The organism is Kushneria pakistanensis, assembly GCF_014652795.1.
GTDB classification, from domain to species: domain Bacteria; phylum Pseudomonadota; class Gammaproteobacteria; order Pseudomonadales; family Halomonadaceae; genus Kushneria; species Kushneria pakistanensis.
The window spans coordinates 592,418-612,734 of sequence record NZ_BMZM01000001.1 but is presented as its reverse complement, the minus strand read 5'-3'; the positions used below and the strand labels follow the sequence as shown (position 1 = coordinate 612,734).

Sequence of the window (20,317 nt, the reverse complement as noted above, 5' to 3'; positions counted from 1 at the left end):
AGGCACAACGGACCCTGACGGGTCCGTTGCCATACTGCCTTTTTTGTCTCAGCCGTGACGATCCCAGTTGCGATCCGCCGGCGCCGGCGGCACAAACTGATAAAGCCAGGTTTCGCTCAGCGTCTGATTCCCCTGGCGCAGATAAACCCGCAGCGTGACCGGGTCGGTCTGCTCGCTTTTGGGATACCAGTCAAACTGCGCGCGCCACATTTGAAGTGGACCGCCCAGCTTGGTGACCGAAACAATCTGCGCCTCGCCGGTAGAGGCCGAGATGACCGCTTCCATTTCGGCATCATGCGGCATGTCATTGATGGGCGCGCCGCGGAAATCGACGGCGAAGCGACGTGCCCAGGTCTCGGGCGAGTGCTCACCCGGAATCCAGCCGTCACGCACGGCGCCAATGCCGCTCCAGGTCTTGTCGACCTGACCGACCGAGGGCTTGACCGGGGGATGCGGGCTCCAGTACAGGTTGTAGCTGTAGTTCAGCTCCTGCCCCGCCTCGACCGGCGCTTCAGGCTGCCAGAAGGCGGCGATGTTATCGACCGTCTCCCCCATGGTCTGCAGCTCGATCAGCGTGATTGACCCCTTGCCCCAATCGCTGGTCGGCTCACACCACAGACTCGGGCGGGCATGGTAGTAATTGACCACGTCGCGATAGTGCTCGAAGTTGTGGTCGTCCTGAACCAGCCCGAAACCGCGCGGATTTTCATCCTCGAAGGTGTTGTACTGCAAAACATCGGGGTTATAGAGCGGGCGGCAGATCCACTCGCCGTCTCCGCTCCAGATCGACAAACGGTCGGAGTCATGCACCAGCGGCACGATGGTGTCGCGACGCATGCGCTGGCTCGTACCGGTCAGGAACATGCTGGTCATGGGCGAAATCCCCAGACGTTCGATGTTCTTGCGCGGATAGATATTGGCATCAACGCCCATCACCACCCGCTCGGACTGACAGTCGATATCGAACCTGTAGGCCCCGGTAACGCTGGGAGAGTCCAGCAGGGCGTAGACGGTAAAGCGGGCACGGTTGGCCGGCGGCTCGTCGAACCAGAAATGGGTGAAGACCGGAAATTCTTCCTGCCCCTTGTCCGCCGGCATGGCGGTATCGATGGCCAGACCACGCGCCGACAGACCAAACTGATTGTTCTTGTCGATGGCGCGGAAATAGCTGGCGCCCAGAAAGGAGACCACGTTGGCCAGTGCCGAAAAGTCAGGGTTTCGTGACACCCGCCAGCCGGCAAAGCCCAGATCGTGGCCCTTGAGCTGGTCGACATCGATACCCGTGCCTTCATAGGTGAAAAGCTCGGGGCGGAAATGGATCTCGTAGGCCTTGCCATCCACCACGCTATGCATGCGCACCGGCTGGTTGAACTGCATGCCAACGTGAAAGAACTGGGCCTGAACGGCAGAATTGGCGCGATCGGACCACATGGCGTGTTTCTGATCGTATTCAATGGCCTGATATTCATGCGGATCGAGATTGTCGAGCGTCAGGGTATCGGGCAGCGTCTCGGTGGTGTCCTGATACTCGGATTTGGCCATCTCGCGGGCGTGTGACTTGAGCCAGTCAAAATCGAAGTCGGTGCCCTTGTCATCCAGCGCCACCTCGATCCCCTCACCGGGACCACGGTTGTTGTTGCCACTGGCACGTGCCAACAGGGATTTGGTCGACATCCCAAGAGCTGACAGCGCTGCAGACGCCTTGAGTAGAGTTCTTCGATCCATGGACAAGACTTTCCTTTTAAGACGATACGACCCTGCCCGAGCCGCCATCCAGAGTGAATTGATACAGGGTCAGCCGATCACAGGGCTTTGATTGACCCAAGGTTAACCAGAATCGACCATCGCATGCATTGGCGGTTCCTTTGCCCTTGCGTAAAACCTGGTGACGCTGTGTCACTGGTCTGACGCCCGGGTGCTGATATTGTTCACCTTTACGCATGCCCGGCTTCCTGAAAAGCCATGCACACCAATGCCTGCCTGCGACGGGTCAGGAATATACCTGTATTAATGGGACGTTCCTATTATGCCGACCTTGAGATGCTCACCTGCGACACGTCGTTTTCACAATCACACGGAAGATGGCCCTGTCATTACATCCGAAATGCCCTCATGATTTCTGACATCGCTCGATAACGCCCGGATGCCCCGATACCCTTTGCCCCATCCTTCATGACGGTAGCGCCTGATGAAACTGATCCATACCGCTGACTGGCACCTCGGCCAGCGTTTTCACGGCCAGTCGCGCCATAATGAACACCGCCACTTTCTTGACTGGCTGCTGGAGACACTCAGCGCGCGTGAACCGGATGCGCTGCTGATTGCCGGTGACATCTTTGATGTCATCAACCCTTCCATGGCTGCGCAGTCACTGCTGTACGATTTTCTCATCGGCGCACATGAACGCCTGCCGCAACTGACCATTGTCATGATCGCCGGCAACCATGACAGCGGGACGCGCATCGAGCTGCCCGCCCCGCTGCTGCGCCGTCTCAATACCCATGCCCTTGGACGCATCATCTGGCATGACAGCGGTGAGCCCGACGTAGACCGTCTGATCGTGCCCCTTCCGGACAGGCACGGCACCATTCGTGCCTGGTGTCTGGCGCTGCCCTTTCTGCGCCCGGCCGAGGTCACCGGCAGGACATGCGACGCGTCTTCGCAGGACAATGAAGAAGCCCCCGAGACGGCCGGCGACAGCTACGTGCACGGCATGGTCCGCGTTCATGAGGCACTGTTTGAGGCCGGCATCAAAAAACGCCGCCCGGGCCAGGCACTGATCGCCATGAGCCATGCCCACCTTCATGGCGCCAGCGTCTCCGAGCACAGTGAGCGCCCCATCGTGATTGGCGGTGAAGAGTCATTGTCTGCCTCGCTGTTCCCGGCAGAGATTGCCTATGTCGCGCTGGGTCATCTGCACAAGCCACAACGGGTGGGCAGCGATCATATTCGCTATAGCGGTTCGCCGTTGGCGATGGATTTCTCCGAGAACCGTTACCCGCATCAGGTGCTGGACATCACGCTGGAGGGCGAGCACCTCAAGGAGGTCACGGCGCTGCCCATCCCTCGTGCCGTGGCCATGCACCGCGTGGGCCCGCTGACGCTTGATGACGTTCTCGATACCCTGGCAGGCCCCGACCTTCTGGACGACACGCCAACCGAACTGCCGCGTGAACAGTGGCCCTGGCTTGACGTGCGCGTGGTACTGGATGCCCCTCGGGTGGATCTACGCCCGCTGATCGAGCGTGCACTGACGAACAAGGCCGTGCGCCTGGTCAGCATTACCACCCAGGTCTCGCGGGTACAGGCGCCACATGAGGACCATGAGTCGCTGGACGCGCTGGGCCCAGCGGACCTTTTCAGCCGCACCTGGGCCAGGGAATATGGCGACCTGCCGCCCGAAGAGGTCATGCACGACGTCCAGACGCTGCTGCAGACGCTTCTTGATGACGAGCCGCCCGAGGAAAATCCATGAGAATTCTGGCCCTTCGCCTTCACAACATTGCCTCGCTGAGCGGCCCGCATACCATCGACTTCACCGCCACGCCGCTCGACAGCGCCGGGCTTTTTGCCATTACCGGCCCCACCGGCGCCGGCAAGAGCACGCTGCTGGACGCGCTGTGCCTGGCGCTTTATGGCAGCACCCCGCGCCTTCGTACCGCGCCGGGACGCGATTCCTTCTCCCCCGATGTCGGTGAAGAAACCCTAATCACCGCCGACCCACGCACCCTGCTGCGTCGAGGCGAAAGCAGCGGCTATGCCGAGGTCGATTTTCGCGGCCGCGACGGCGCGCATTATCGGGCCTGCTGGCGCGTGCGACGCGCGCGCCACAAGGCAGACGGCAAGCTGCAGGGCATCGAACAGAGCCTGATGTCGTTGCCGGATCAAAAGGTCATCACCTCGCAAAAGCGCGAGTTTGATCGCTTGTTGCCACAGCATCTCGGCCTGAGCTTTGAACAGTTCACCCGTGCTGTGCTGTTGGCGCAAAGCGAGTTCAGCGCCTTTTTGAAAGCCGATGACAACCAGCGCAGCGAACTGCTGGAAAAGCTGACCGACACCGATATCTATTCACGTTTTTCCATTGCCGCCTTTCAGCGCACCCGGGCCTGTGAAAAGGAGGTTGCCGCACTGGAGGCCCAGCTGGGCCAGCAGACACCGGCCGACCCCGAGGCCCGCGCCACGCTGGAAGCACACGCTGCCGATACCCTGGCACAGTTGCAGCAGCTCAAGGCGCAGCAGCACTCACTTGAACGCGAACAGGCCTGGCTTGCCACCGATGAGCAGCTTGAAACCTACTGGCAGCGCGCCTGTCAGGCGCATGACGAGGCCCTGCACGAGCGCAGCGCGCAGGCTGCCCAGCGTCAGCGACTCTCGCAGCTCGATGCCCTTGCCCCCTCACGCCATCTTTTTGTGCAGCACGAGACTCTCACCGCTTCGCTCAAGGCGCTGGATGACCGTCACGACATCGTGCGTGAACACCTGACCAGTGCCAGCCGCCAGCGTGATGACGTCGCTCAACAGCACAAGGCTCACCAGATGCATCTGGAGACGCGGCGCCAGCATCACCGACAACAGCAACCGCTGTTGGCACAGTGCGCCCTTGACGAGCAGCGCTACCAGGATCTGAACCAGCGCGCCTTGCACACCCAGGCGCAGCTCGGGAGCCAGCGACAGATACTGGCAGATCAGCAGCAAAAACTTGCGACCTGCCGACAGAAGGAACACCAGCAGCGACAATCACTGGCAGATGTTGATGCGCGACTTCAACAGCTGACCGAGGGCACCGAGTCCTTCACCCAGTGGCGGGAAACCACCCAGCATCAGCTGGATCAACACCGCCGGCAGCGCCAGCAGCTGGACGATCTGAAACACGCTTACGAGCACTGGCATCAGCTGGATCAGCGTTACCAGGCACTGGAGATGCAGCAGGCCACGGATCAAGGGACGCTTGCAGCGCTGCGAGAAGAAGGCACCAGCGCACGCACGGCCCTTGATCAGCAAAAGGCCACGCTTGAACAGCTTGAAAAAAGCATCGCAAGTCTGCGTGCCGCCCGCAGCGATAGCGTGCCCGCCATGCGCGAAGGCCTTGAAACGGACAGCCCCTGCCCGGTATGCGGCAGCCATGATCACCCCTATACCCGCCAGCCACCGTCTCAGCCTGCTCATGCCATGCTCCTGGCCACCGAGCGCGAAGAGCAGCGCCAGCTTGAAGAGGCCAGACAGGCCCGCGATGCACTGGACCAAAGCTGCGCGGCGCTGCGAGGGCGCTACAGCGAACTCAGCAGTCAGATGGCGCAACGAAGCGAGGCGCTTGAGACGCTCGGCACGCAGCGTCATGAGGCCCGACACCGCCTTGACGCCTGTCACGAAAGCGAGGCGCTGCTTGCCATTACTCTGGATGCCCGCAGCGCATGGCTTGAGACGCAGCAGGCCGACATCCATGCCCGTCATGGCCAGCAGGCCGAACGTCTGGCGCAGTTTGATCGGGACCAGAAGATCAGGACACCGCTTCAGGAACAACTGCACGGACTGGAAGTAGAAACCGTACGGCTGGAGGCCGGAGTGACACATGCACGGGAACAGATCCAGACACTTGAGGCCACGCTTGCCCCGCTCGCTGACGAGCGAGATACGCTGATCCAGACGTTGAAAGCGCAACTTGGCGACCACCCGGATGTCAGCGCCTGGCGTGACACCCTTGATCGCGGACTCGAAACAGCCGAGCAACAGCTCACCGTGACACACAAGCGTCTGGAAGCCTGCCACGAGCAGTGCCGAACGCTTGAGCAGGAGGTGTGGCAGCTTCAACAGCAACGAAAGGATCAGGCACTTGCCCGCGATAACCTGTCACGGGACATGGCACAGTGGCGTGAAACGCATCCCGACATCGACGATGACACGCTGGCAACACTGCTGTCCTTTACGCCCGAGCAGCATCAACAGCTTTCGCGCGACATGGCGGCCACGGACCAGCGTCTCAACGAGGCGTATCTGCTGAGTCAGGAGCGGCTGGAGGTGCTTCTACGTCATCGCCACCATTACGGTGAACATGCCGGGCAGCCTGATGCCACCATGCCCCCACAGGATGAGTCACGTACTCTGAAGGCGTGGCGCGATGCGCGTTTTGCCGCGCTTGACCAACATCAGGCGAGCCTGGCAACGCGCCTGCCGGAGGCTCAAAGCGCGCGCGATGAGGCTGACCATGCGCTTCGTCACGATGATCACTGCCGCACCCAGGCCCGCGAGATCGAGAAGACTCTGGAACAGCACCGCCGTGAAGTGACACGCTGGGGACGCATTTCCGGTTTGATCGGCGCCGCCGATGGCAAGAAGTTTCGCCGTATTGCTCAGGCCTGGAACTTGGAGCGGCTGATCAAGCATGCCAACATTCATCTTGAAAGCCTGGCGCGGCGCTACCGACTGGCGCGTGGCGGCAGTGAACTGGGGCTTCTGGTCATCGATACGCAGATGGGCGATGAGCGCCGTTCCGTCCATTCGCTCTCGGGCGGAGAAACCTTTCTGGTATCGCTGGCGCTGGCGCTGGCGCTGGCCTCGATGGCGTCCCATCAGCTACGCATTGAAACCCTGTTCATCGATGAAGGATTTGGCAGCCTCGATCCGCAGTCGCTGTCACAGGCCATGGATGCCCTCGATGCGCTGCAGTCTCAGGGTCGCCGGGTGGGTGTCATTTCCCACGTGCAGGACATGCATGAACGTATACCGGTGCAGATCCGGGTGGCACCGCGCGGCAATGGCCAGAGCGATATCAGCCTGAGCTGAGCCTCTAAGACCCATCCTTTAACCATAAAAAAAGGCCTCCAGAGAGGCCTTTTTTATCGGGAGCAGCTTATATCGCCAGCCAGGCCGCCAGCACCAGAATCGCCAGAAGACCCAGATAGAGCGCTACCCGCACCATCGGCTTGAACTCAAGCGCCGGGATGCTCACCAGCGAGAGGCGCGAAAATCTCAGCAGACACCAGATAATGCCCAGTACGATCAGGATGACGACAAAAAACGGCAGGCTGATGCCGATGAAAAGCGCCTGCCACTGTGGCACCGTATTCACGGCCGTCGGGCTGAGCATCAAAAAGAGCGTACCGCCCAGCGCAAAAAGGCCGATATCAAAGGTCGTGCTCAAAAGACGTGTGCCAATCACCTTCAGCGAACGTGTCACCGGATTGTCGCGCATCAAATCACGCGCCATAAAGGCAATGACAGCAAAAAACAGCGATACCAGCCCCAGCGCGCTCCAGTAGGAGGAAAAGCCGACGCCTTCGGCCATGTTGCTGCCGGTGGACATTCCGGTCACCGCCGCACTGCTCCCGTCGCCATTGAGCTGATGCTGCATCAGCCACTGGGCCAGACCACCGATCAGAATCCAGAGAACGATGGTGAAAAAGAAATCGCCAATACCTTTTTTCTGCATGGCCGGGGGTCCTTTGATTGCGATGGGCATAGTGGGTTCAGGCGTCATATCATGGCAAACAAACGACCACTTCGACAGCACTGTGTGCCGCCCATGGCGGGATACAGGGCCTGCGTGTCGCCTGTGGCGAAAGATCATGACAGATCGAATCATTCAACGTCGTGCCCGACCGTGCGCCTGCTGGTCTTTAGGAGAACTTAAAAAGCCACACCGGCCTCATTATGCCCTGTCATTTTTTGCCAGACTCAAGAGCCGTCAAACGATGGATATCTGACACCTCCACGACAACAACATCGACCCACGATGTCTGGTAAGGAATATTTCATGCGCGTTCTCCTGCTGGCCCCTCTGCTTGCTTCTCTGGCACTGTCCGCCATGGCTGCCAATGACACTGCTGATGATGCACCGGTCTATGGCCCCCGACTGGAAGGTTTCGACTACCCGTGGGCACTGCATCGTTTTGAACTGAACTCCCAGCAGCAATCGCTTGAAATGATGTACATGGACGTGGCCCCACAGGGCGATGCCAACGGTGAAACGGTCGTTTTGATGCATGGCAAGAATTTTTGCGGCGCCACATGGGAAGCAACTATCAAGGCGCTGACACAGCAGGGTTATCGCGTGATCGCGCCGGACCAGATCGGCTTTTGCAAGTCCAGCAAGCCGCAGCATTATCAGTACAGTTTCCAGCAGCTGGCCAGCAATACCCATGCCCTGCTGGAACATCTCGGGATCGAGAACGCGACCGTACTGGGCCATTCGATGGGTGGCATGCTGGCCACACGCTATGCGCTGATGTATCCCGACGCTACTCAGCGGCTGGTACTGGTTAACCCCATCGGACTGGAGGACTGGAAGGCGAAGGGCGTGCCATGGCAATCAATCGATGACTGGTATGAGAGTGAGAAACAGGCCAGCGCCGATAAGATGCGCGAGTATCAACAGAGCACCTACTACGCTGGGCACTGGAAGGGCGAATATGATCGCTGGGTAGAAATGCAGGCCGGCATGTATCGCGGTGAAGGCCGCGACATCAATGCCTGGAGCCAGGCACTGACCTACGACATGATTCTTACCCAGCCGGTCGTGTATGAATTCAAGGACCTTGAGATCCCGACCCTGCTGATCGTCGGTGATCAGGACAACACTGCCGTCGGCAAGGGCCTGGCCCCGGAAGAGGTTCAGAAAACGCTGGGCCACTACGCCGAACTGGGTCCGGAGATTGCCGAGCGCATCCCCGAGTCGACCTACGTGCACTTCGAGGACCTGGGGCACTCACCTCAGGTACAGGCCCCCGAGCGCTTTCATGAATCGCTGCTTGAATGGCTCGGCCAGAATCACTGAGTCATGATACCAGAATAACGGTATATCTTAGAGCGACAGGTCATCCTGGCGAGGTGCGGCGTCGCCTTCAGGGCGTCGTGTCTCGGCAGTGCGTCGAGATGCGAGGCGATCGGCCTGTCGGGTAGGTTCCGGCAGCTTGTAGCGGGTCAGGCACTGCATGACCCAGCTGATCGAGTTCTCCAGAGAGATTCGATGACCGGTCGAAATATAAAGCGGCTTGACGCGTTCACGGGTGCGCAGCACGGCGCCGATGGTCTCGTTGCGGTGTATCAGCGGCACCCAGCTGCCGCGCGCTTCAGGCACGTCGTCATGCTGGCCGCACAGGCGGCTTTTGCCCACGCCGATGGCCGGCATGTCCAGCCAGAGCCCCAGATGCGCCGCAATCCCCAGTCGACGCGGATGGGCAATGCCCATGCCATCCACCATCAAAAGATCGGGCATGACGCTCAGCTGCTCAAAGGCCTCCAAAGCGGCCGGCAGCTCGCGAAAGCTCAAGAGCCCGGGGATGTAAGGCATCTTCGTGGGCGTGCGGTGCAGTACGCGCTCCACGATCTCAAGAGAAGGCCAGCGCATGATCACGATCACGGCACGCGTGATGTTGCCATCATCCTCAAAGCCGATATCCACCCCGGCAATATGGTTGACCTCTCCGATCTGATCGCTGCGCACGATGCGAGGCGCCAGTGATTTCTGTAGCGCAATGGCGGTGTCGGGATCGACGGTCCACTCATGTAATGGCTGCCGTGTTGATGTCATATGCCCTCCCTGGATGTTGTCTGAGCGTAGACAACGCTGCTCAATGAATGCCAGCGCCTTGGCGCGGTGCTTTTCGTTACACATGAAAAAGGCCCCCTGCCGATTGGGCAGAGGGCCTTTCATGATAGCTTTCATGCCGATGCGCCTTTCAGCGCATCAGCATCATGGCCTCAGGAGGCCTGCTGGCGACGATCATCACGACGCGGACGCTGCTCACGACCTTCGCTCTGACCACCTTCCGGACGACCGCTGTCCTTGCTGATCTCGAGCTGGCGACCGCCAACACGGGCACGCGCCATCTTGGCCAGTACGGTCTCGGGCAGGCTGGTGGGCAGCTCGACCAGGCTATGGGTCTGGCGGATGTCGATGCGGCCGATACGAGCGCCTTCGATACCACCCTCATTGGCCAGTGCACCAACCAGCTGACCCGGCTTGATGTTGTCACGATGGCCCACGGCCAGGCGGTAACGGGTCATGCCTTCGGTCGGGCCGCTTTCGCGACGACGCGGGGGACGACGCTCACCGCCACGCTCGGAGCGTTCACCACGTTCCGGACGCTCGCTGCGCGGATTGGACTTCGGCAGTGAGCGAATCGGCGGCTCACCGGCACGGGCAAGGCTTGCAAAGACACAGGCCAGATCGATCGGATCGATCCCTTCTTCCAGCAGCGATTCGACCATGGCACGCTGGTGCTCATGACCGCGCTCGAGCATGGCTTCGGCACGCGCCTTGAACTTCTCGTCGCGATGCGCACGCATGGTCTTCTCGTCAGGAAGCTCCATGATCTCGATTTTCTGACCGGTCGCCTGCTCGAGCCAGCGAATCTTGCGCACTTCACGGCCACCGGCAAAGGTGATTGCCGTACCTTCACGACCGGCACGGCCGGTACGGCCGATACGGTGAATGTAGGCTTCGGTATCGTGGGGCATGTCAAAGTTGATGACATGCGTAATACGCGGTACGTCAAGGCCACGAGCGGCAACGTCGGTCGCTACCAGCACGTCGACCTTGCCCTTTTTCAGACGCTGTACGGTACGCTCACGCAGGCTCTGATCCAGATCACCGGACAGCGGTGCCGCAGCGATACCACGGGCGACCAGCTGATCCACCAGCGTGGTGCATGACGCACGGGTACGGACAAAGACGATGGCGGCATCCACCGGCTCGACTTCGACAATACGTGCCAGCGCTTCAATCTTGGCCGGGCCATCAACGCGACACAGACGCTGCTGGATGGTGGTCGTGGCCGCACGCGATTCGATCTGTACGGTAATCGGGTCAACCAGGTAGCGGCTGACGATGCGCGAGATTTCCGGCGGCAGGGTCGCCGAGAAGAATACGCGCTGTGCGTCGGTCGGGGTATCCTTGAGGACGCGCTTGACGTCATCAATGAAGCCCATGCGCAGCATCTCGTCGGCTTCGTCGAGTACCAGCGCATTCAGGCCGGTCAGGCTCAGTGAGCCGCGGTCCAGGTGGTCGATGACACGACCCGGTGTACCCACGACGATCTGGCCACCACTTTTCAGACCGCGCATCTGTTCACGGTAGTCCTGACCACCGCACAGTGTCACGACCTCAAGGCCCTTGATATTCTGACCGTAGCGGCTGAAGGCCACGGCAACCTGCTGGGCGAGCTCACGCGTCGGGGCCAGTACCAGCACCTGCGCTTCGCGACGATCAAGGTCCAGCTTGGAGAGCAGCGGCAAGGCAAAAGCGGCTGTCTTGCCGGTACCGGTTTGCGCCTGACCCAAAAGGTCAGCGCCTTCCAGAAGCGATGGAATGGTCTGTGCCTGAATGGGAGACGGCGTTTCGTAGCCCAGGGATTCAAGAGATTCAAGAACAGCAGGCAGCAGCGCCATGTCACCGAAATTCGGCGAGGCAACGGAAGTAGAAGTCATGTCACACCTTATAAGCCGGTATCAAACCGGCGGGGGAAAATGTCTGGTCGGGAGACACTCATCGGACGATAGACATATCGGATGGTTCCCGGACCGGTCGCACTCGTATCGTCACGATCGGTTCGCACTACAGGCGAACAAACGGCGATATCCGTGGCATGTGGCGACCGTTATTGCATCTGGGCAACACGTCATACGCGGCGACCGACAGGTCGTGGCAGTCACTGCCGTCGTATGGTGCCCAATGCTCCATCGATGCGTGGGCGCTTTGGCGCCTTGGAGAATCGTCCCCTACGCAACGGCAGTCTCAATGGGGGCGAATCAGCAGAGATGGCAGGGTCTTCACAAGCGAGGTGGACATAATCTATCACAGTGCGGCTGGTTGTGCACGCCGAAAGTCGAAGAGACAACAGGTGGCAGGAGCCATCGCATCGATGGCTCCTGCCTATGACCTCTTCTTGATACATCCGTTATTGATGAGTGCGTTGCCGGATGCCTCTGCCCGGTAGACGCTCACGATCGTGCGGCCGATCAAGATCCAGCACCGGCCCCAGAGGGATGATGCCATTGGGATTGATGCTCGGATGACTGCCATGGTAGTGACGCTTGATATGCGTCATGTTGACGGTCTCGGCTATCTCCGGCCATTGATAAAGCTCGCGTAGATAGTTTGACAGTGCAGGATAATCCTCGATCCTTTGAAGATTGCACTTGAAATGACCGTAATAGACGCTGTCAAAGCGCACCAGCGTGGTGAATAGACGAATATCGGCCTCGGTCAGATACTCGCCCACCAAATAGCGTCGCTCGCCGAGCAGAGCCTCCAGCCGATCAAGTGTTTCGAACAGGGCAGTGACATGTTTTTCGTACACTTTCTGCTCGGTGGCAAATCCGGCCTTGTACACCCCATTGTTGACCCGGTCATAGACCTCATTATTGATGCGATCAATCTCTTCACGCAGCGGCGCCGGGTAAAGATCAAGCGTGTTGCCGGTCAGCTCATCAAAGGCCGTGTTGAAAATACGCATCAGATCGGCAGATTCATTGTTGACGATGCGTGATTTTTTCTTGTCCCACAGCACAGGCACGGTCACGCGCCCCGTGTAATGCGCATCCGTCAGCGTATAAAGCTGATAGTGGCGACGCACGCCGTTGACCGGATCGCCGCTTGAGCCTTCCTCCAGCTCATAGGTCCAGCCCTCATCCAGCATGTACGGGCTGGTCACCGAGACGCCCACCAGATCGGAAAGCCCCTTGAGGCGACGCATGATCAGCGCCCGATGCGCCCACGGACAGGCCAGCGACACATAAAGATGAAAGCGGTTGCTACCCGCACTGACGCCGGCCTGCCCTTCAGGACCCGGTTCGCCATCAGGCGTAACCCAGTCACGCAGCTGTGCGGATTCACGAACAAATTCGCCATCATTACCCCTGGTGTCGTACCAGCGGTCCACCCACTGCCCATCGACCAGTAACCCCATGACAGTCTCCTTGTCCGGTTAAATCCATGCCCGGGAAATACATGTTCGGGCCGTGAGAATAGTTGCTTCAAATACGGTTGACACAAAAACCGGTCAGCACACGCATCTGGTGCTTCAGATATCAGGTACGAAACTCAAGACGCAGCGCTTCGGCCATGGCCTGCACGGCAGGCCCGGCCCCTTCTACATCATTGATGTACAGGGAAAGCGGCACCTCACGAATACCGCCGGCCTGAAGTGGTAATGCCTTGAGCTGCCCACTGTCCAGCAGTGGCTGTACGCGGGCCTGTGACACCCAGGCAAACCCCAGCCCACGGGCCAGAATATCCAGGCAGGTCGCCACATGAGAAACGGTCCAGCGCTGCTCGGCCTTGAGCCAGCCGCTATCGTTTTGCTCACGCAGCGCAGAATCACGGGTCACGATCTGGCGATGCTGACGAAGATCACGCAAATCCAGCGATCGACCCAGCTGATGAAGCGCATGGTCGGGATGCGCCACGGCAATAAAGCGAATCGCACCCAGCAGCTCTCCCAGATAGCCCGGCACCGGCAATCCGCAGATCAGAAGATCTGCGCGATTATCCACCAGCATCTCTACACCGCCATTGAGTACTTCTTCATGAAGTTGAACACGCGTGTGTGGGTACTGCTGCGAAAAGCGATCAAGGGCATGGCACAAGGTTTCAGGTGCGAGAATCTGATCGATCGCGATGGTGATCTCGGCTTCCAGACCGCCGGAGAGGCTATCGGCCACCGCCTCGATGGTATCGGCACTTTCCAGCAGTTGTCGCGCCCGACGCAGCAGCATCTCCCCCGCCTCGGTAAGACGCAGCTGGCGCCCACGGGTCTCGAGCAGTTGAACGCCCAGCTGGGCCTCGAGTTTATGAACCGCATGATTGATGCTGGAGGGGCTCTTGTGGATCACTTCTGCAGCGCGCGCAAAACCACCATGATCCACCACGGCTGCCAACATTTGCCATTGGACCAGCGTTACTCGAGACATGTTACATCCTGTCAACTTTTGGAAGCATCACCAGCATTTACCCTGCCATCATGATCAATTCTGCACTGAAAATATCTTTTCAATCAGCGCATTAAATGCGCCGATCGGCACAATCAGTATCATGCCAGCCAGGTAGGCAATGTTTAATCCTGTCACGAAAAATTGCATGAAAAATAATTTTCATGCTTAACAAAAAACTACAAACAACATTTTATCGATGTGCAAAAAATGCAGAATGCAGCATTTTTTCGGTCATCATTTAAAATAAATGGCGCCTGAATTACTGTCATCATACGTTTAATAAATACCTTTCTTATTAGTATCAAAATCAAGGATAAAAAATGTATTTCAACACGCACGCCACCTCTATAGCTGTTCAAACATACAGTTAAAAAATGCTGAAAGCTTCTTTCCTGATACAGATACTGAATACCCTTTTGTTGTCACGCCGATGTGATAGCTGTGCGGCGCAACCCCGGAAAAGCAGGTTTGGCGAACCCCTCGAGCGGCCACTTTCAAGGAATCAACCTTGTACAAGGGCTTCACAATGACCGTATATCAATCATTGCTACTCATAACGCATTTTAACCTTCAATAAAGGTGCCCAATTATTGATATTCACACTAGGCATCTTCCTGACCTTGAGGTAAGGTAATCCGGCCTTTATCCCCTTTATCTATCTGTATACGGCGCCAATAATCATGTTGCGAATTTTCAGTTCGCTACCCCGCACGCACAGGCTAATGTTATTACCGGTTACCGCCATGGTTGGCGTGTTGGGCGCGCATCAGCTTTATCAGAACACGAACACATCACCTGCAACCGATGCCACGGTGGCAGAACTGCAGCAGGTCACACAGCCCATGGGCATCGCACTTGCCGCGCCACAGGAGCAGGCACGTGCCTTCGGCCAGCCGACGCATCTCGACATTGCCAGTGCACTGGCACTTGCCGGTCCGGCCGCAAACGGGATAGCCCATGGCAACCAGATCAATGTTGAACAGGCACTGGCCGTAGCGTCCAACCTGACGGCCATGAATGCAGGTGCAGCATTGAACCACGGCGATGCTGCCGGCAGCCCGGAGAAAGCCATTGCCCGCGCCGACCATCTTACGGGCATGGGCGACGGCCTGGGCGGACACACGTCCTATGTCGACAACTTCAACGACGATGATACCGATGATTTTGCAGGTTCCGACGATGGCAGTCTGAGCGGACAGTTTTCGCTGAGCAGTCAGATCGAAACCCGTGAGCCCTACACCCCTGAATGGCAGACCTACAAGGTACAGGCAGGCGATACCTTTGCAGAGCTGGCCGAACACAGTCTGGGGCTGGGTTACAGTGAAGTGCTCAAGCTGATGGACGATGCGCCCGACAAGAAGGCGCTGACCAATCTGCGCGTTGGCAACGAGCTGGATTACAAGGTCGATCAGCAGGGGCATCTGCTGGCGCTTCGCGTCATGAAAAACACCCGCAGCGGCTATCTCTTCGAGCGCGACAATACCGACGAGCGATTTAGCGTCAATGACATTGAGCGTACCGGCGAGGCCACGCAGCGTCTCTTCGCCGGTACGGTCAATGGGAGCTTTGGCTCCTCGGCGCGTGCTACCGGCCTTTCCAGCGGTGAGGTAGCCGAGTTGATTTCGGTGCTGGGAAAGAAGCTCAACTTCAATCGCTCGGCACGTGATGGTGACAAATTCCAGGTACTGGTCGAGTCGGATGTCATCGATGGCAAGCCCTATGATTCGCGCATTCTGGCAGCCCATTACGAAGGCAAGGACGATCTGACGATCGTGCGACATGACGGCGATTACTATACGCCTGACGGTCAGGGCCTTGATCCTGCCTTCAATCGCTACCCTTTCAAGGGTCAGTACCGCATCAGTTCGCCGTTCAACCTCAAGCGGCGTCATCCGGTCACAGGGCGCATCTCTCCTCACAAGGGAACTGACTTCGCAATGCCGGTCGGCTCCTCGGTGCGCGCCCCTGCTGATGGCCGTGTCACCAAGGTGGTCAGTCATCCGCTCGCCGGCAAATATATCGTGATCACTCACGACAACGGCTATCAGACCCGCTATCTGCATCTATCGCGTCCCGAGGTCAAACCCGGACAGCGCGTGAAGATGGGTCAGGAAATTGCCAAGTCCGGCAATACCGGTCGCAGCACCGGCGCGCACCTGCATTACGAAATCATTGCCAACGGCTCTCAGGTCAACGCCATGCGTGTCAAACTGCCAGGCGGACGCTCGCTGACCGGCAAGGAACTGGCAAGCTTCAAGACTGAATCGAGAGAACTTCTTGCCAAGCTTGATAGTGCCGACAACACCCGCGCCGTGGCGCAGGTCCATCACGGCGCCAACAATGACAAGGACGACGAATCCTGATGCCATCACCAATGGCAACACATTGATCGTCCATAAAAAAACGCCCCGGAAGGGGCGTTTTTTATGTTCCATTTTCAGACACTGGTCTGATCGGGGCCTGGCCCGGTGGTCTGAGGGTTTGGCGCCTGCGGATAACCGCCTGGCGTATGCGGCACATTCAGGCGATCATCGAAGCCGCCTCCCAGGGCCTGTACCAGTTGAATCGAGGTATCCAGAAGCTGGCTGTTCAGGCTCACCAGCGACTGCTGGGCACTGAACAATTGTTGCTGGGCACTGAGCACCTGCAGATAGTTGGTAATGCCCGCCTGAAACCGCTCGATTGCCAGGTCAAAGGCCTGCTGCGCATTGTCTCGTGCCTTTTCAAGCGCCTGTCGCTGGCGATCCAGCGACTGCACGGTGGTAATGGTGTCAGCCACCGTACCCAGCGCCGAGATGACCGTCTGGTTATACCGCGCTACCGCCAGATCATAGTCGGCCTCGGTACTGTCCAGGTTGGCACGCAGGCGCCCGCCCTCGAAGATGGGCAACGATAGCGCTGGCGACACGCTCCAGCTTTTGGCCGACTCCGAGAAGAAATAGCTGCCCAGACGTGAGCCAAAACCGGCCATCGCACTCAGGTTGAGGTTGGGATAGAACCGGGCCTTGTCGGCCTTGATCTGCTGCGTCAAAGACTCTACCCGCCAGCGTGCCGCGATGACATCCGGACGCCGCCCAATCAGTTCGGCAGATACCACCGAAGGCAGGGAAAGCAGTGCCGGCGAGAGCGGCTGTGGGCGTTCAACCTCAAAACCACGGTCAGGCCCCTTGCCCAGCAGCATACCCAGCGAGATTCTGTCACTGCGAACGGCCTGCTCTGCCGCCTCCAGTGTCTGGCGGGCAGTAGAAACGCTGGAGCGCGATTGCAGCAGCACCGACTGATCACTCAGCCCCGCCTGTTGAAGCTGCTGGTTGGTCGTATCAATGACCTGAGCACGCTCGAGTTCCTGCCGTGCAATATCCAGCAGCGCATAATCCCCTGCCAGCTGTACATAGGCACGCGCCACATTGACCGACAGGGTCAGTGCGGCCTCATGCAGATCGATTTCAGTGGCGCGCGCCTCGCCCAGCGCCGCCGACCAGGCAGCACGACGCCCGCCCCAGAGATCCACATCGTAATCAAGGCTCGACGAGAAACCACGGCTCGTACTGTAAAGATTGCCCTGCCCCTGAGGATCATCGACCTCCGAGACTCGAGCACGTGACAGCGTGGCAGAGCCATCAATTGTTGGCAGACGCTCGGCCCGTGCCTGGCCGACAGCAGCGTTGGCCGAACGAAGACGCGCCAGTGCAATATCCATATCGGGAGAATCCGCCAGCGCCTCCTGAATCAGGGCCTCGAGATGCGGGTCACCCATCGCATTCCACCACTGGCGATCGGGCCAGTTGGCCGCGGAGATGGTGACATCTTCGACCGCCTGAAGGGCCGAGAGTCGATTGAGCGGGATCATTTCGCCCTGCGGCTCAATGCCTTCATAACTCGCGCAGCCACTGATCAGTGCTGCCAGTAAAAGTCCTGCTGCACAGGGACGTGCCCTCCGCCCCCGGCGGGCCTGCGACCCGTTATCCGTTTTCATGCCACCTACATATCCTTGTCCGATGCTCATTCATCGCCGGGCTCGGTCGCCACCTGCGACAGGGGTCCTTCGGTATAGCCCTCGGAATTTTCATCTGCGGCGTCATTGTCATCACCGTTGATCATGGCATCGAGCGTATCGATGGGAGATGTGGCCAGATTCTTGAGCACCTCTCCCAGCACCTGCATGACAACGCCGCCGATATCGACCTCACCGCCATCTACCGTGGCCTGGATGGGAATATCCAGATTGATGACGCCGTCATCGCCCTGCAGCATGCCTACCAGTCGTCGCAATGGCAGGGAAGCATCGTTGTCCACGGCCTCTTCATCAAGGGCCAGACGCCTCAACACGACATGATTGCTCGCCGTCACCCGGCCATCATCGAGCTGATAGTGCAGATCCAGATCGGCCGTTCCGCTTTCAATGCGATAACCGCCAAAGCGTCGCACATAGGGTGCAAAGCGCTTCAGCGGCAGACGCTCGCTGGTCAGGGACATCTCGCCTTTCAGCGATGATCCGGCGCTGAAACTGCCCTCGATGGCCACCGGTGTATCATCGCTTTCAAGCCCCTTCAGGGTGAATTCTGCCGGGACCGAGGTTCGGGTATCGAAGGCATTCATATGGCCTTCAACGCCACGAATATCAAGCTGCACCACAGGCGACATCTGATGGTCCTCAAATCTGAAGGTGCCATTGTTGATGCGCAGACTGCCCAGAGCCATGTTTACCCCCTGACCACTATCGCCATCATCGGAGGGCGCACCCTGTGATGCTGATGACGACGCTTGTTCCTTGTCACTATCGGGCTGAGAGGTCAGGTTAAGCCCGCCCTGTTCATCAAGGAGCACCAGAATATTGGGCGCATCAAGGATGATGCTCTCGGCACGCAGATGGTCACTGCCCTGAATGTCCAGTTCCTTGAGGGCGGCCTTTTCAAGCCCAAGAACATCCTGACCCTGTTGATCCAGTATGCGCAGCGCTTCCAGATCGATATCGCCCTGCCACAGCACGTCATCGCTGACGGCACGACCAAAGGCAAGCCGCCCCTGGCCCTGTAATACGCCGCTTTCAATCTGCATGTGCTGCATTCTGACAAGCCAGGGATTGAGCTGTGTCAGCGCCAGTTGTTCGCCCTTGAGCTGCAGGTCACCGGTGAGAGGCACAGGACTGAAATCACCTCGGGCTTCAAGGCGGCCATCACCCAGTCGGGCACTGGCGCTGCCGTGCATGGGGTCAGGCTGCTCACTATCATAGTCAGAAAGAGACAGTGTCATATCGCGCAACGAGAGCTGACCCTGCGGCGATGCCTGCCTGTCGATCCAGTCCAGCTGCCCCCTGGACACCGCGATGTGGTCGATCACGACCCTCATGGCGCTGTCCTCATCAGGGCTGGTGCCTTCACCGAGCGTTTCCAGATTGAGCTCACCCGAGGCATCAGTGACCATATGCAGATGCGCACCATCCAGGACGATGTCGCTGATATGAAGACCCGGCTCCCATAGCGATGACCAGCGAAGGGTCACACTGCCCTGCTCGATGGTCGCGATGGGCTCGGCCGGATCCCCCAGCGCAAGGCCACGCAACGACAGCGTCGCCGTGAGGGGATTGAAAATCAGGCGCTCAATGCTCGCCGGCTGGCCGGTGCTGCTGCTGATCTTCTGGCTGGCGTAGGACGCCAGCCCCCAGGTCGCGAGCAGAAACCCCAGTACGACCACGACACCTGCGCCAATCACCCAGCGATTTCGATGTTTCACAGCCAAATGATCTGCTCCCGTGTCGTTGAAATATTCCCTGTCCCGCAGGACTGCCCGATGCACTTTCCGGTCCGGGCGATGAGAGGATAGCACGTGTACCCCTTGCGCCTTTTGCTGTAGATAGCGTGGACCGGCAGGGCCGCACCATCACGCCCATGGCGTCAGGCTACAGGGTATGAAGGCTGCCGCATCAAAAGTTGTCAGTCAGTGCATTTTTTTATGTCAGTCTGGACTAGAATTGTTGTTATCGATCCTGTACCGAACGCGCAATATCGGAGTACCCATGATCAGTCTGCTATGGATAGCATTTTTTGCCACCGCCCTGGGTGGCTATGGGTTATGGCGAGGATTTTCACGCGACATCTGCCTATCGGTGATGTTGATTGCGCTGGGCGTGGCGGCTGCGGCACTGATCATCATCAGCAGTGTGGCGAGTCTTGTCGTGGCGGGTGTCGTGGTCATTGTCAGTCTGGGTGTGTGTCTGCGCGAGGGACAGCGCCAGATCCCCTCTTCCCGCCAGGGTCGGGCAAAACGCCCCCGCTCCCATCAGCCCACGGCGGCGCTTGCCGCCTTGTGGCAGGGCAATATTCGGGCGCGCCGAGCGCCGCGTCAGGGTGCTACTCCCCGGAAACGTGCGCGCCAGCCCCAGTGATAC

13 protein-coding genes are annotated in these 20,317 nt (G+C 58.9%); 5 read left to right on the top strand and 8 right to left on the bottom strand.

Going from position 1 to position 20,317, the window contains the following annotated elements; genetic code table 11:
• Window positions 1-48: 48 nt before the first annotated feature.
• The gene (locus IE123_RS02655) at window positions 49-1,725 is read right to left on the bottom strand and encodes an OpgD/OpgG family glucan biosynthesis protein (protein WP_189514814.1); all 1,677 of its coding nucleotides are present in this window, start codon (window positions 1,723-1,725) and stop codon (window positions 49-51) included.
• 463 nt (window positions 1,726-2,188) lie between these two features.
• On the opposite strand from IE123_RS02655, the gene IE123_RS02650 reads away from it, so the two are divergent.
• On the top strand, window positions 2,189-3,475 hold the full coding sequence (locus tag IE123_RS02650; RefSeq protein ID WP_189514812.1) for an exonuclease SbcCD subunit D C-terminal domain-containing protein: 1,287 nt from the start codon (window positions 2,189-2,191) through the stop codon (window positions 3,473-3,475).
• Window positions 3,472-6,780 (top strand): AAA family ATPase, encoded by a 3,309-nt coding sequence (locus tag IE123_RS02645; protein WP_189514810.1) that lies wholly within the window; start codon window positions 3,472-3,474, stop codon window positions 6,778-6,780. The genes IE123_RS02650 and IE123_RS02645 overlap by 4 nt, the downstream gene beginning before the upstream one ends.
• A gap of 67 nt (window positions 6,781-6,847) precedes the next feature.
• On the opposite strand, the gene IE123_RS02640 is transcribed toward IE123_RS02645, so the two are convergent.
• The gene (locus tag IE123_RS02640) at window positions 6,848-7,426 is read right to left on the bottom strand and encodes a hypothetical protein (RefSeq protein ID WP_189514808.1); all 579 of its coding nucleotides are present in this window, start codon (window positions 7,424-7,426) and stop codon (window positions 6,848-6,850) included.
• Between the two features lie 324 nt (window positions 7,427-7,750).
• On the opposite strand from IE123_RS02640, the gene IE123_RS02635 reads away from it, so the two are divergent.
• On the top strand, window positions 7,751-8,770 hold the full coding sequence (locus IE123_RS02635) for an alpha/beta fold hydrolase (RefSeq protein WP_189514806.1): 1,020 nt from the start codon (window positions 7,751-7,753) through the stop codon (window positions 8,768-8,770).
• Window positions 8,771-8,797: 27 nt separating this feature from the next.
• On the opposite strand, the gene nfi is transcribed toward IE123_RS02635, so the two are convergent.
• The 4 genes from nfi to IE123_RS02615 form a co-directional block, all read right to left on the bottom strand.
• Complete coding sequence (gene nfi, locus IE123_RS02630; protein WP_189514804.1) at window positions 8,798-9,526, bottom strand: deoxyribonuclease V; 729 nt, start codon at window positions 9,524-9,526, stop codon at window positions 8,798-8,800.
• Window positions 9,527-9,696: 170 nt separating this feature from the next.
• Window positions 9,697-11,424, bottom strand: coding sequence for a DEAD/DEAH box helicase (locus IE123_RS02625; protein ID WP_189514802.1), 1,728 nt, complete (start codon window positions 11,422-11,424; stop codon window positions 9,697-9,699).
• 470 nt (window positions 11,425-11,894) lie between these two features.
• Window positions 11,895-12,905: a glutathione S-transferase family protein gene (locus tag IE123_RS02620; protein WP_189514800.1), complete on the bottom strand. Its 1,011-nt coding sequence runs from the start codon at window positions 12,903-12,905 to the stop codon at window positions 11,895-11,897.
• A 121-nt stretch (window positions 12,906-13,026) separates the two neighbouring features.
• A complete protein-coding gene (locus IE123_RS02615) occupies window positions 13,027-13,908 on the bottom strand; it encodes a LysR family transcriptional regulator (RefSeq protein WP_189514798.1) in 882 nt (293 codons plus the stop codon).
• A 764-nt stretch (window positions 13,909-14,672) separates the two neighbouring features.
• Here IE123_RS02615 and IE123_RS02610 point away from each other — a divergent pair.
• Window positions 14,673-16,292, top strand: coding sequence for a peptidoglycan DD-metalloendopeptidase family protein (locus tag IE123_RS02610; RefSeq protein ID WP_229819543.1), 1,620 nt, complete (start codon window positions 14,673-14,675; stop codon window positions 16,290-16,292).
• Window positions 16,293-16,366: 74 nt separating this feature from the next.
• On the opposite strand, the gene IE123_RS02605 is transcribed toward IE123_RS02610, so the two are convergent.
• Both IE123_RS02605 and IE123_RS02600 read right to left on the bottom strand, forming a co-directional pair.
• Window positions 16,367-17,905, bottom strand: coding sequence for an efflux transporter outer membrane subunit (locus tag IE123_RS02605; protein WP_189514794.1), 1,539 nt, complete (start codon window positions 17,903-17,905; stop codon window positions 16,367-16,369).
• Between the two features lie 26 nt (window positions 17,906-17,931).
• On the bottom strand, window positions 17,932-19,662 hold the full coding sequence (locus IE123_RS02600) for a DUF748 domain-containing protein (RefSeq protein WP_189514792.1): 1,731 nt from the start codon (window positions 19,660-19,662) through the stop codon (window positions 17,932-17,934).
• A gap of 283 nt (window positions 19,663-19,945) precedes the next feature.
• Here IE123_RS02600 and IE123_RS02595 point away from each other — a divergent pair, with 283 nt between their 5' ends.
• Window positions 19,946-20,314 (top strand): hypothetical protein, encoded by a 369-nt coding sequence (locus IE123_RS02595; protein ID WP_189514790.1) that lies wholly within the window; start codon window positions 19,946-19,948, stop codon window positions 20,312-20,314.
• Window positions 20,315-20,317: the final 3 nt, after the last annotated feature.